The organism is Lacrimispora sp., from assembly GCF_031982545.1.
In the GTDB taxonomy this organism is placed as follows: Bacteria; Bacillota; Clostridia; order Lachnospirales; family Lachnospiraceae; genus Lacrimispora.
In genome coordinates, this window is the sequence record NZ_DALYXB010000002.1 from 478,981 (window position 1) to 490,732 (window position 11,752).

The 11,752-nt window shown below is 45.6% G+C and carries 14 protein-coding genes; 7 read left to right on the forward strand and 7 right to left on the reverse strand.

The genetic code is table 11. The features are described from left to right. Positions 1–14: 14 nt before the first annotated feature. The 6 genes from ABS301_RS05650 to ABS301_RS05675 form a co-directional block, all read right to left on the reverse strand. Positions 15–965, reverse strand: coding sequence for a polysaccharide deacetylase family protein (locus ABS301_RS05650; protein ID WP_349671286.1), 951 nt, complete (start codon positions 963–965; stop codon positions 15–17). A gap of 170 nt (positions 966–1,135) precedes the next feature. Continuing rightward, a complete protein-coding gene (locus ABS301_RS05655; RefSeq protein ID WP_349671287.1) occupies positions 1,136–1,861 on the reverse strand; it encodes a PHP domain-containing protein in 726 nt (241 codons plus the stop codon). Continuing rightward, positions 1,848–2,192 (reverse strand): hypothetical protein, encoded by a 345-nt coding sequence (locus ABS301_RS05660; protein WP_277406029.1) that lies wholly within the window; start codon positions 2,190–2,192, stop codon positions 1,848–1,850. Before ABS301_RS05660 ends, ABS301_RS05655 begins: the two co-directional genes overlap by 14 nt. Next, the gene (locus ABS301_RS05665) at positions 2,170–3,582 is read right to left on the reverse strand and encodes a [Fe-Fe] hydrogenase large subunit C-terminal domain-containing protein (protein ID WP_349671288.1); all 1,413 of its coding nucleotides are present in this window, start codon (positions 3,580–3,582) and stop codon (positions 2,170–2,172) included. Before ABS301_RS05665 ends, ABS301_RS05660 begins: the two co-directional genes overlap by 23 nt. 35 nt (positions 3,583–3,617) lie before the next feature. Further along, positions 3,618–4,037 (reverse strand): ATP-binding protein, encoded by a 420-nt coding sequence (locus ABS301_RS05670; protein WP_349671289.1) that lies wholly within the window; start codon positions 4,035–4,037, stop codon positions 3,618–3,620. Between the two features lie 2 nt (positions 4,038–4,039). Continuing rightward, on the reverse strand, positions 4,040–4,387 hold the full coding sequence (locus ABS301_RS05675) for a DRTGG domain-containing protein (protein WP_349671290.1): 348 nt from the start codon (positions 4,385–4,387) through the stop codon (positions 4,040–4,042). A gap of 209 nt (positions 4,388–4,596) precedes the next feature. On the opposite strand from ABS301_RS05675, the gene ABS301_RS05680 reads away from it, so the two are divergent. The 7 genes from ABS301_RS05680 (at position 4,597) to ABS301_RS05710 (ending at position 10,177) form a co-directional block, all read left to right on the forward strand. Continuing rightward, positions 4,597–5,091 (forward strand): NADH-quinone oxidoreductase subunit NuoE family protein, encoded by a 495-nt coding sequence (locus tag ABS301_RS05680; RefSeq protein ID WP_349671291.1) that lies wholly within the window; start codon positions 4,597–4,599, stop codon positions 5,089–5,091. Between the two features lie 12 nt (positions 5,092–5,103). Further along, positions 5,104–5,661 carry an ATP-binding protein gene (locus tag ABS301_RS05685; RefSeq protein WP_349671292.1) on the forward strand — a complete coding sequence of 186 codons (558 nt, stop codon included), beginning with the start codon at positions 5,104–5,106 and terminating at the stop codon, positions 5,659–5,661. A 24-nt stretch (positions 5,662–5,685) separates the two neighbouring features. Continuing rightward, positions 5,686–6,063: a (2Fe-2S) ferredoxin domain-containing protein gene (locus tag ABS301_RS05690; protein ID WP_349671293.1), complete on the forward strand. Its 378-nt coding sequence runs from the start codon at positions 5,686–5,688 to the stop codon at positions 6,061–6,063. 12 nt (positions 6,064–6,075) lie between these two features. Then, positions 6,076–7,863 (forward strand): NADH-quinone oxidoreductase subunit NuoF, encoded by a 1,788-nt coding sequence (nuoF, locus tag ABS301_RS05695; RefSeq protein WP_349671294.1) that lies wholly within the window; start codon positions 6,076–6,078, stop codon positions 7,861–7,863. Positions 7,864–7,880: 17 nt separating this feature from the next. After that, positions 7,881–9,626 (forward strand): NADH-dependent [FeFe] hydrogenase, group A6, encoded by a 1,746-nt coding sequence (locus tag ABS301_RS05700; protein WP_349671295.1) that lies wholly within the window; start codon positions 7,881–7,883, stop codon positions 9,624–9,626. 119 nt (positions 9,627–9,745) lie between these two features. Next, positions 9,746–9,919, forward strand: a complete 174-nt coding sequence (locus ABS301_RS05705; protein ID WP_170072454.1) for a hypothetical protein — start codon at positions 9,746–9,748, stop codon at positions 9,917–9,919. A gap of 12 nt (positions 9,920–9,931) precedes the next feature. Beyond that, on the forward strand, positions 9,932–10,177 hold the full coding sequence (locus tag ABS301_RS05710; protein WP_349671296.1) for a spore coat protein: 246 nt from the start codon (positions 9,932–9,934) through the stop codon (positions 10,175–10,177). Between the two features lie 75 nt (positions 10,178–10,252). Here the strand turns inward: ABS301_RS05710 and ABS301_RS05715 are convergent, their stop codons facing one another. Then, entirely contained in the window at positions 10,253–11,707 is a 1,455-nt protein-coding gene (locus tag ABS301_RS05715) for a 4Fe-4S dicluster domain-containing protein (protein ID WP_349671297.1), read from the reverse strand. Positions 11,708–11,752: the final 45 nt, after the last annotated feature.

The following is an 11,752-nucleotide window of genomic DNA, read 5'->3' on the forward strand; positions in this document are numbered from 1 at the left end:
TCCTCTTTTTATTCTTATCGATAAAACTGTGAATAAACCCCGCCGGATACCACTCCGCCCCGATAGCTTGCCAGCTCGCTTACGGTAACCAGCTGATATCCCTGCTCGGATAATCTGCGGATAATCTCAACTGCGGCAGCTCCGCTTTGAGGATAGAGTTCATGCATCAGCACAATATCCCCATCTTTCACCCGGCTCATCACTGTCTGTACGGATTTAGCCGTGTTCCTGGTCTTCCAGTCCAGCGTATCAATACTCCACATAATCATAGGCGCATGAACATTCTGAAGAACTGTGCTGTTTTTATTCCCTCCCGGCAGTCTGACTAATACAGGTCTTACACCGCAGACAGCTTGTACTGCATCATTACAGCGGTTAATCTGGCTTTGAATCTGCTGGGCATTTAACTTGTTTAAATACTTATGCTCATATGTATGATTACCAATCTCATGCCCTTCTGCAGCCATACGCTTTAATTCATCAGGATAATAGGCCGCCCGGTTTCCTACCACGAAAAAAGTCGCTTTTCCGCCATACTGTGCCAGACTATCCATAATCTGATTTCCGACCGGAGCGTAAGGACCATCATCAAAGGTCAGTGCAATCATTGGTTTGGAAGGATCAATCACTCTTCCAGCAGGTTGTGCTTCCGTTTCTGATGATTCCTGCTGCCCTGCTGTCTCTCCTGTACTTTGACTTTCTGTCTCCGCCTGTGACTGCGTCGCTGTCTCTGTCTGTGTCTCTTCCTGCTTTCCTGGCTTTGTAGAAACGTTTCCGCTTTCATCTACCCATCTGGCAACTCCCGGCCCCAGGTTTTCATCTATCCAGCCGCCTCGTACCTGCGTTGTCTCTTCTGCAGCTGCCGCCGTTTCATACGCCATGGACGGAAACGGAGAAGCGGGCACGAAAGCTGTTATAAGGGCAAGGGCTGTCACACCCAGACCCAGTTGTAAAAATTTCTTCATGAAACATCATTCCTTTCCCTGTTACTAATCTCTACTATACAGGAATGAAAGGAAAATGGAAAGTAAAAAGCAAAAAAAGCCCCAAAATACAGTTTGTTCTCTGTATTCCGGAGCCTTCTCTTTTTCATCCATACAGGAATAGGAACGACTGCAGCATCAGTCCCTCATATTCATACAAATCTTCCCTTTAAAAGGGCGGCAATTACTCCTTCCACACTTTTTTCTTCTACTTCCAGAGGCTGACCCGGTTCTTTGATATCCCCCAGCTGATGAGCGTCTGAATTTTGGAGGATCACGCAGCCCTCAAGATATGGATTTTGCCTGACCAGTTCAGGAAGACTGTTTAGATTCCTCACTTCTGCCGCCATAAAACGGCTGTCAGGCGGAACGAAACCCAGGTTTGACAACAGGCTGTTGGCGTTTTTGTCCAAATGAGCGGGAAACATAACACCGGCAAAGGATCTAACCAGATCCCAAAGTCCGTCAAAGGATATCTCCGTGGAGTTAATCAGTAGATTGTCAAACGTCCCCGCTGCTTCATCTTCCTTATTATATATAAACTGATTCCCAAAAATTTCCACATTATTTGGAAAGGGGATCAGTTTCTTCTCCACATATCCATCGAATTCCATTGCTTTTGACAGCGTAGGGAAGAGACACACCGCATGGACCTCCTCCGACGTACAAAGCTCCATACCAGGAATTGCAAGAATCCCGAATTCCTCTGCAAAATGTAAAACAGCGGGACAGTTCTTGCAGGAATTGTGGTCTGTCACCGCAATCACTTCAAGTCCTTTTAACGCTGCCATCCCTACAATATTACCAGGTGTCATATCGTCATCGCCGCAGGGGGATAAGCAGGAATGAATATGGAGGTCATATTCAAGCGTCTTCATGGGAAAGCCTTTTTTCAATCAGCAGAGCTGCTTCAAAAATAGGAAGCCCGGTCTTCATTACTGTAATATTCTGTTCGATTGCCTTTTGTTTTGCGGCCTCGTCAGGTGCCACCCCCTCTGCAAGAATCACACAGGCGGCATCCGTTAAAGACGCAACAGCAAGGGTGTTCATATTTCCCATAACAGTCACCCATGCACAGCCCTCAGGTGCTTTGCCCATGGCAATGCTTAATAAATCACAGCAAAATGGCTTTGTAATGCTTCTGTCCGTTCTCTCACCTACATGAATCGTCTCAAATTCTCCAGTATCAATCAGTTCCCTTATCGTCATCTTGATTTCTCCCCTCTTTCCTGTCAAGCTGGTTCATTTCATCAGAAATCCTTACTATATAGGAGGTCATGGCTCTAAATTTACTGTAGCTGTCTCCATCTCCCTCCTCAATATCAGCTGCCAGTCTGGCAACCTCCTTTGTCAGCTTATGGACATTATCCCGGAGGAAATAGATGCAATCCGACTCCGCGGCTTCCCCTCTGACAATATCTTCTGCCAGTGCCTTACAGGTGGGAGCACCGCAGGAACCGCAGTCCAGTCCCGGAAATTTCTTCAAAAGCCGCTCTACCTGATTCAGCCTTGCAAAGCTTTCCATCATGGTGTCACCCAGGTGAAATACCGGCTCATACTGGACCATGCTGGTCCATCTCACAAGTTCTTCCCCTTCTGATTCCATATGGCTTCTTGCCACAGGCATATATTTGCGCAGACGCTTTAACTTTACCTCCGCTACATAAGGATTTTCAACAGTAAGAACCCCTCCGACGCAGCCCCCGTTACACGCATTTAACTCCACGAATTTTAAATTCGTAAATTTCTGGTCTTCCATATCCTCCAGAACCCGTATAACATTCTCAATCCCGTCTGCAGCAAGATAATCCTCTGTAAAGAGACCGCTTGCTTCTCCTCCGCTTCTTCCCCAGCTGACACCGATTTTCCCCGACGTTCCGATCTCCGGCGGCTCTTCTCCCACCGCTTTCATGCAGGAAAGAAGCCGTGGATAGACATCCTTAATAGCAAGGACTTTATCCACTTCACTGTGATCTGTTCCCAGGGGAGCACGGGCATAAGTCACCTTTGACGGACATGGCGAAATAAATATGATCCCAATCTTCTCCCTGGGCAGTCCCGTCTTTTCCATCGCTCTTCTCACTGCAAGTATGGCAGCCACCTCAACCGGCGGATTAAGCGGCAGTAGATTAGGAATTAAATTAGGAAAACGAACGCGGATGAGCCGTACTACTGAAGGGCAGGCTGTACTGATAACCGGAAGCTTATCCGGATTCTTGCTTAAATACCCCCTGGTTGCCTCACTGACCAGTTCCGCAGCCGCGCTCACTTCAAATACATCATCAAATCCCATAAGCAGCAGTGCACCCAGCACAATGTTCACATCATCCAAGTTATTAAACTGGCTGTACAAGGAAGGTGCCGGCAGGGCAACCGTGTATTCAAACTGCTTTAAGTCCTCCATGGTATCGTAAATGGCATGTTTGGCATGATGGGGGCATACACGAATGCACTCACCGCAGTCGATACAGAATTTACTGTTAATCTGTGCTTTTTTATTTCTGACCCTGATCGCCTGAGTGGGGCAGCGCTTAATGCAGTTAATGCAGCCCATACAGAGATCCTCATCAAGTCTTACAGAATGATAAAATTTATCCAATGGCTCACCTCTTTTAGCAATCCATATTTTTGCGGCTACAGATTTACCACCATTCGAATGGTGGTTCCTTCTCCAATCACCGTATGTATCTCCATCTCATCGGAATACTTTTTCATATTGGGCAGTCCCATTCCCGCACCGAAACCAAGGGAGCGCACCGCATCCGGAGCAGTGGAATATCCGGCCTGCATGGCAAGATCAATATCCGGAATGCCGGGACCAACATCTTCTAAAACCATCTCAATCCGTTCTGTTGATATATGTACCATGATCTCTCCGCCTTTGGCATGTATTACCATATTGATCTCTCCCTCATACATGGCAATGGCAACCTTGCGAACGGCTTCCGGTGTAACACCCATTTTTTTCAATTTGCTCTTTACATCACTGCTTGCCTCTCCCGCTCTTGTAAAATCATCCGGGGAAATCGTATAATGAAACGTAATCACATCCATAATTAAATCGCACCTCCGTGTAGTCCTGCCTCATAGAGTATTCCGCAGGCAGAAAACATGCGGTGCCCGGTGGACAGGAGAATAATCCCCCTCTCAGCCGCCATCTGGAGCATGGCTTCATCCGGCTTTTTCCCTCTTACAAACACGATGCACACAATATCAAGCATTTCAGCAGTCCGAACCACCTGGGGGTTACATAGTCCTGTGAGCAGTACAGAATGATCCTTTGAATAAGCAAGCACATCACTCATCATGTCAGAACCGCAGGCACTTTTCACCTCCTCAGACAGATGCTCCTCTCCCACCAGCACTTTTGCACCCAGTATTTTCCTGATATCTTCGACTGTCATATGGCCCTTTTCCTCCATCCATTCACGCTATTCACACAATTCAAGGCATTATTGATAATTATATCATAAATAGTGCCTCAAGTGTATAAATTTCCCACGTAATGTTTGTTATTTTTTTGTCGAATCTTGATTAAAACTATAGATTTTTTCTCAATAACATGATAAAATATCAGTTACATTGCATAAGCAACATTGAAGGAGGTTATCAAATGACTTGTAAAAAACAAGGCGTCCAGTTTAACGGGACAAAAGAGCAGGAAGTTGCTTTGAAAGAAATGATTTCCCAGCTCAAAGATACAAAAGGATCTCTTATGCCTATCATGCAGAAGGCACAGGATATCTATGGTTATCTTCCAATTGAAGTTCAGACTATAATTTCTGATGAAACGGGTATTCCCCTTGAAAAGATTTATGGTGTTGCAACTTTTTATGCCCAGTTTGCACTTCAGCCTAAGGGCAAATATCAGGTATCTGTCTGTCTTGGAACCGCTTGCTACGTAAAAGGCTCCGGTGACATTTTCCATAAAATCGAGAAAATTCTTGGCATCACCAACGGAGAATGCACTCCGGATGGAAAGTTTTCTTTAGACTCCTGCCGCTGCGTAGGCGCCTGCGGTCTGGCTCCTGTCATGATGGTGAACGGAGAAGTTTACGGAAGACTGACAGTCGATGATGTTCCAGGTATTTTAGCCAAATACGAATAATTACATACGCTTATGATGACAGAGATTTCTTTAAATATTTTGGATGTGGCAGAGAACTCCACACGGGCAGGCGCCAGCCTGGTTACCATTCTTGTTTCTGTGAATACCTCTACAGATGAATTGACCGTCCAGCTTTCTGACGACGGCTGCGGAATGACAAAAGAACAGTTAGAGAATGTAACAGACCCGTTTTTTACCACCCGCCAGACCAGAAAGGTCGGTCTTGGTATTCCGTTTTTCAAATATGCAGCGGAATCCACGGGAGGGAGTTTCTCCATCGAATCGAAACCGGGTATCGGAACGAAGACAACTGCTGTGTTCGGACTCTCCCACATAGACCGAATGCCCTTAGGTGACATGAACAGTACCATTGAGACACTGATCACCTGCCATCCGGATACAGATTTTCTCTATATCTATCGTTATAACGAAGCGTCCTTTGAGCTGGATACAAGACTCTTTCGGGAGATTCTCGGTGAGATTCCATTTGACTCACCTGAGGTAGCCGCTTACATAAAGGAATATTTATTTGAAAACAAATTGGAGACTGATGGAGGCGCGGTCATTTAGACCCGTCAGAATTGGAGGATAAACATGAAGACTCTTGAAGAATTAAAAGCAATTCGGGAGAAGATGCAGAGTCAGGTCAGCATGCGCGGAGAAGATCACTCACGTACCCGTATCTTAGTTGGTATGGCAACATGCGGAATTGCAAGCGGAGCAAGACCTGTTCTTAATACATTGTCAGATCTGGTTCAGGAGAACCACATGACAGATCGTTTTTCTGTTACCCAGACAGGCTGTATCGGATTATGTCAGTACGAGCCTATTGTAGAAATTTTAGAACCTGGTAAGGAAAAAGTAACCTACATAAAAATGACAGCGGAGAAGGCAGCGGAAGTTTATAAAGAGCATCTTATTGGCGGACACGTTGTTCAAAACTACACATTATCATCTGCGGATATTAAATAAGGAGGAATCAGGATGTATCGTTCACATGTATTGGTTTGCGGCGGTACCGGATGTACTTCCTCCGGAAGCCAGCAGATTATGGTTAAATTAAGAGATGAATTAGGAAATCAGGGTCTTTCTGAAGAAGTATCCGTAGTACAGACAGGTTGTCATGGCCTTTGTGCTCTGGGACCCATTATGATTATCTACCCAGATGCAACTTTTTATGCAATGGTAAAAGAAGAGGACATTCCGGAAATTGTTAGTGAACACTTATTAAAGGGACGTCCGGTTGAACGTCTCCTTTATAACGAAACAGTAACTCCTAACGGAATCAAAGCCTTAAGTGATACCGATTTTTACAAAAAGCAGCACAGAATTGCTTTAAGAAACTGCGGTGTTATTAATCCGGAAGAAATCGAAGAATACATCGGTACCGGCGGATATCAGGCACTTGGTAAGGTTCTTACCGAGATGACTCCTGATGACGTAATCCAGACTCTTTTAGACAGCGGATTAAGAGGACGCGGCGGCGCTGGCTTCCCTACCGGAATGAAGTGGAAACTGGCAAAGCAGAATGATGCAGACCAGAAGTACGTATGCTGTAACGCAGACGAAGGTGACCCAGGCGCATTCATGGATCGTTCCGTACTAGAGGGAGATCCTCATGCATTACTGGAAGCCATGACTATTGCAGGTTATGCAATCGGCGCATCCCAGGGCTTTATCTACGTTCGTGCCGAGTACCCAATCGCTGTTGATCGTCTTAAAATCGCCATTGCACAGGCCAGAGAGATGGAACTTTTAGGTGATGATATCTTCGGAACAGGCTTTTCCTTTGATATTGATCTCCGTCTGGGTGCAGGTGCATTCGTATGCGGCGAGGAAACTGCACTGATGGTATCCATCGAAGGTAACCGTGGTGAACCAAGACCAAGACCTCCGTTCCCGGCTCAGAAAGGTTTGTTCGGCAAACCAACCATCTTAAACAATGTTGAAACTTATGCAAATATCCCACAGATCATCTTAAACGGCTCAGAATGGTTTGCATCCATGGGTACAGAGAAATCCAAGGGAACAAAAGTATTCGCTTTAGGCGGCAAGATTCACAACACCGGTCTGGTAGAAGTTCCAATGGGTACCACACTGCGTGAAATCATCGAGGAAATCGGCGGCGGCATTCCTAACGGAAAGAAATTTAAAGCTGCCCAGACCGGCGGACCTTCCGGCGGCTGTATTCCTACCGAGCACTACGATATTCCAATTGATTACGATAACCTTTTATCAATCGGCTCCATGATGGGTTCTGGTGGTCTGATCGTAATGGATGAGACCGACTGTATGGTTGATATCGCGAAATTCTTCTTAGAGTTTACAGTTGAGGAATCCTGCGGTAAATGTACTCCATGCCGGATCGGTACCAAGCGTATGCTTGAGATACTTGACAAGGTGACAAAAGGACAGGCAAAACCGGAAGATATAGACCGTCTGGAAGAGCTGTGCTATTACGTTAAGGCCAATTCTGCATGCGGACTTGGACAGACAGCTCCAAACCCGGTGCTTTCTACCTTAAAGTACTTCCGTGACGAATACGATGCCCATATTTATGACAAGAAATGTCCGGCTGGTGTATGTAAGGCACTTCTTTCCTACTACATCGATGCTGACAAGTGCAAGGGCTGTACACTTTGTGCAAGAAACTGTCCTGCTAACGCCATTACCGGCTCCGTAAAGAACCTGCATGTGATTGATCCTGAGAAATGTATCAAGTGCGGCGTTTGTATGGAGAAATGTAAATTCGGCGCTGTCTATAAAAAATAATGGAGGGAGATTGTATCATGGAGAATATTACTATAAAAATCAATGGCATGGACGTAAGCGCTCCGGCAGGCTCCACCATTTTGGAAGCTGCCAGACTTGCCCAGGTTGAGATACCGACTTTATGCTTTTTAAAAGATACCAATGAGATTGCAGCCTGCAGACTCTGTACCGTTGAGATCAACGGAGGCAGACTTGCTGCTTCCTGCGTATACCCAATCAATCCGGGCTTAGAGGTAAAGACCAATACTCCAAGCCTTCGTGAATACAGAAAGAAAACACTTCAGCTGATTCTTTCCAACCATGACCGATCCTGCTTATCCTGCGTACGCAGCGGAAGCTGTGAACTGCAGACTTTATGTAAGGAACTGGGCGTGGATGCAGATGACTACTTTGACGGTGACAAGACTCCTTCCATTCTGGACGAGAGTGCCGCTCACATGGTCAGAGACAACAGCAAATGTATTCTCTGCCGCCGTTGTACTGCAGTTTGTGAGAAAGTACAGGGAATTGGTGTAATCGGACCAAATGATCGTGGATTTGCCACATTTATCGGTTCTGCCTTTGATATGGGACTGGGAGAAACCAGCTGTGTTTCCTGCGGACAGTGTATCGCAGTATGCCCTACAGGTGCTCTTTACGAAAAATCCAGTATTGAAGAAGTAACTGCTGCTATTGCAGACCCCACTAAGCATGTCATCGTTCAGACTGCACCTTCTGTACGTGCTGCTCTCGGCGAAGAATTCGATTACCCAATTGGAACCAATGTGGAAGGTAAGATGGCTGCTGCTCTCAGAAGACTTGGTTTTGATAAAGTATTTGATACCAACTTCAGTGCAGATTTAACCATTATGGAAGAAGCTCATGAGTTCATCGAGCGTGTACAGCACGGAGGCGTTCTTCCTATGATTACTTCCTGCTCTCCAGGCTGGGTTAAATACTGCGAACACTACTTCCCTGATATGACAGAGAACTTATCTTCCTGTAAATCTCCGCAGCAGATGTTCGGTGCGATTGCCAAATCCTACTATGCAGAAAAGATGGGCATCAAGCCGGAAGATATCGTTTCTGTCAGCATTATGCCATGTACTGCAAAGAAATTTGAGATCGGCAGAGAAGATCAGGATGCCAATGGCGTTGCAGATGTAGACTATTCCTTAACTACCAGAGAATTGGCCAGAATGATCAAACAGGCGGGTATTCGTTTTAACAATCTTCCTGACGAAGAGCTTGATGTTCCTCTGGGAATTTATTCCGGTGCAGGCGTGATCTTCGGTGCTACCGGCGGCGTTATGGAAGCTGCTCTTCGTACTGCTGTAGAGACATTAACCGGTGAGGAACTTAAGAAGCTGGATTTCACTGATGTCCGCGGTACAGAAGGGATCAAGGAAGCCACCTATCATGTTGGCGATATGGATGTAAAAGTTGCTGTTGCTTCCGGTCTTGGCAATGCAAGAGACCTTTTAAACAAGGTTAAATCCGGTGAAGCTGATTACCACTTCATCGAGATCATGGGTTGCCCTGGCGGTTGTGTAAACGGCGGCGGTCAGCCTCAGCAGCCAGGATATGTGCGTAACACCACAGATATCCGCACACTGCGTGCAAAAGTTCTCTACGACACCGATGCAGCTGCACCAATTCGTAAATCTCATGAGAACCCTGCAATCAAGGAACTCTATGCTACCTATCTTGGCGAACCTGGAAGTGAAAAAGCACATCACCTGCTTCACACCAGCTACGTAAAAAGATCAATTAATAATAATTAGTTAAATTTTAAACTCCTTCTGCCTGGTCAGAAGGAGTTTTTTTGTCATAAAAAGGAAATGAAATGAAAAATGAATGGATCGTCTTAAATTCTCCATACTATGACTGGAGGTGATGAGACATGAGCCCAAAAGAATTAAATTATATTGAAGACGCTCTCGGACATGAAAATTTCTTAAAAACCCAGTGCCAGGATGCTGCACAAAATTTACAGGATCCTGAATTAAAAGCCTGCGCACAGCAGCTGCAGCAAAAGCACCAGCAGATTTTCGATAACATCTATAAATTAGTGTAAGGAGGAAGCAAGATGGACGATAAGTGTATTATGGAAAACTTACTCAACGTCACAAAGGGTGCCTGTGATTTATATATGCACGGAACTATTGAATCCCCTACCATGAATGTACACCAGGCATTTGACAATGCGTTAAATGATACACTGTGCATGCAGGATGATATCTATAAAAAGATGTCCGCAAAGGGATGGTATACCACAGAACAGGCAGAACAGCAAAAAATATCCAAAATAAAGAATCAGTTTGCCGGAATGTAAGCAGATTCTGTATTAAAAGAGTCCCTGCCGGATTATAATCTGGCAGGGACTCTTATATCTGTTACTTTATCTTATTTAATTGTTTCTATGCATCATAACAGCCTCGAGACCCTGATTTTTCAGATTCTCGTGCACCATTCTGGAATCGGCCCTGCCAAGGAGTAAATCCCTTGCCTTTTTAGCCTCTCCCTCACTCTTATGCTTGCTTGGACCCCCTACACAGCCGCCCATACAGGCCATCCCTTCCACAAAGTCTGCTGGAAGCTTTCCAACCTTTAAAAGCATCAGCGCTTTCTTGCATTCCGCAGCACCGTTGCATTTCATGACCTCAATATCCGTATTTTCTCCTGATTCTTTGAGACATTCTAACACTGCAGCGGTAACTCCGCCTCCATTACCAAACCGCTTTCCAAAAATGGAACCTGCCTGATATGTATTTTCCTCCGGCTCCAGTTCTATTCCCCTGGCCACCATCATGGCATGAGCCTCTCCAAGGGTCAACACGTAATCCGCATTTCCCTTCACATTTAGATCCAGAGCTTCACTTTTCTTGGCAATACAAGGTCCGATAAATACAGCTATGGTTTCCGGATCTTTCTCCTTCAGCATTCGGGATACTGCGCACATGGGTGATACCGTAGTGGACATATTCTCCAAAAGCATGGGATAATGCTGCTTAATCATATTTACAAATGCAGGACAACAGGAAGTGGTCATCTTCTTCCCTTCCTTATAAGCCTCTGCCCATTCCGCAGCTTCTGCAGCAGCTGTTAAGTCTCCCCCAAGGGCAACTTCAACCATATCTTCAAATCCAATTTTCTTAAGGGCCGTTCTCCAGCTTGCCATGGTGATATCCGGTCCATACTGCCCCTCTGTTGCAGGCGCGACCATAGCCACTACTTTTTTCCCGGCCTTAATCAGATTGATTACGTCTACCATGAAGGTTTTTGATCCAATTGCACCAAATGGACAGCTGTGAATGCACGCTCCGCACTGAATGCATTTGCTTTCATCGATTACAACGATTCCGTTATCATCCATGGTAATTGCATCTACCGGACAACTTCTTTTACAGGGGCGTGTTAAATCTGCAATAGCATTATAAGGACATGCCTGAGAACATTTTCCGCATTCCTTACATTTGTCAGGATCGATATGGGCCCGGTCATGACTCATGGAAATGGCTCCGAAATTACAGGAATTCTGGCAGGCCTTACCCATACAGAGCTGGCAGTTATCTGTTACTACATATCTGGCAATGGGGCATCCCTCGCAGGCAGAATTAATTACCTGCACTACATTTTTGGTGTCTCTGCCACTGGGACAGAACCCCTCCGCCAGCCTGACTCTCTCTCTGATAATTTCCCTCTCCCTGTAAATACAGCACCGAAACTGTGCCTTTGGCCCCTGAATCATATGATAGGGAATCTCATCCCTTTTCTGTTCCAATGTACCTTCCCAGGCAAGCTTCGCTACTTCATTTAAAACCTGATGCTTGATGCGAAGTAATGTTGCATCATTCGTTACCATATCGTTCCTCCTTGAAGCTTCCACAAAACGTGGCTGTGTGAATAT

Bases quoted from the DNA above. Each gene is read 5' to 3' on its own strand.
- ABS301_RS05650 (WP_349671286.1), bottom strand. From the start codon at position 965: ATGAAGAAATTTTTACAACTGGGTCTGGGTGTGACAGCCCTTGCCCTT.
- ABS301_RS05655 (WP_349671287.1), bottom strand. From the start codon at position 1,861: ATGAAGACGCTTGAATATGACCTCCATATTCATTCCTGCTTATCCCCC.
- ABS301_RS05660 (WP_277406029.1), bottom strand. From the start codon at position 2,192: ATGACGATAAGGGAACTGATTGATACTGGAGAATTTGAGACGATTCAT.
- ABS301_RS05670 (WP_349671289.1), bottom strand. From the start codon at position 4,037: ATGGATGTGATTACGTTTCATTATACGATTTCCCCGGATGATTTTACA.
- ABS301_RS05675 (WP_349671290.1), bottom strand. From the start codon at position 4,387: ATGACAGTCGAAGATATCAGGAAAATACTGGGTGCAAAAGTGCTGGTG.
- ABS301_RS05680 (WP_349671291.1), top strand. From the start codon at position 4,597: ATGACTTGTAAAAAACAAGGCGTCCAGTTTAACGGGACAAAAGAGCAG.
- ABS301_RS05685 (WP_349671292.1), top strand. From the start codon at position 5,104: ATGATGACAGAGATTTCTTTAAATATTTTGGATGTGGCAGAGAACTCC.
- ABS301_RS05690 (WP_349671293.1), top strand. From the start codon at position 5,686: ATGAAGACTCTTGAAGAATTAAAAGCAATTCGGGAGAAGATGCAGAGT.
- nuoF (WP_349671294.1), top strand. From the start codon at position 6,076: ATGTATCGTTCACATGTATTGGTTTGCGGCGGTACCGGATGTACTTCC.
- ABS301_RS05700 (WP_349671295.1), top strand. From the start codon at position 7,881: ATGGAGAATATTACTATAAAAATCAATGGCATGGACGTAAGCGCTCCG.
- ABS301_RS05705 (WP_170072454.1), top strand. From the start codon at position 9,746: ATGAGCCCAAAAGAATTAAATTATATTGAAGACGCTCTCGGACATGAA.
- ABS301_RS05710 (WP_349671296.1), top strand. From the start codon at position 9,932: ATGGACGATAAGTGTATTATGGAAAACTTACTCAACGTCACAAAGGGT.
- ABS301_RS05715 (WP_349671297.1), bottom strand. From the start codon at position 11,707: ATGGTAACGAATGATGCAACATTACTTCGCATCAAGCATCAGGTTTTA.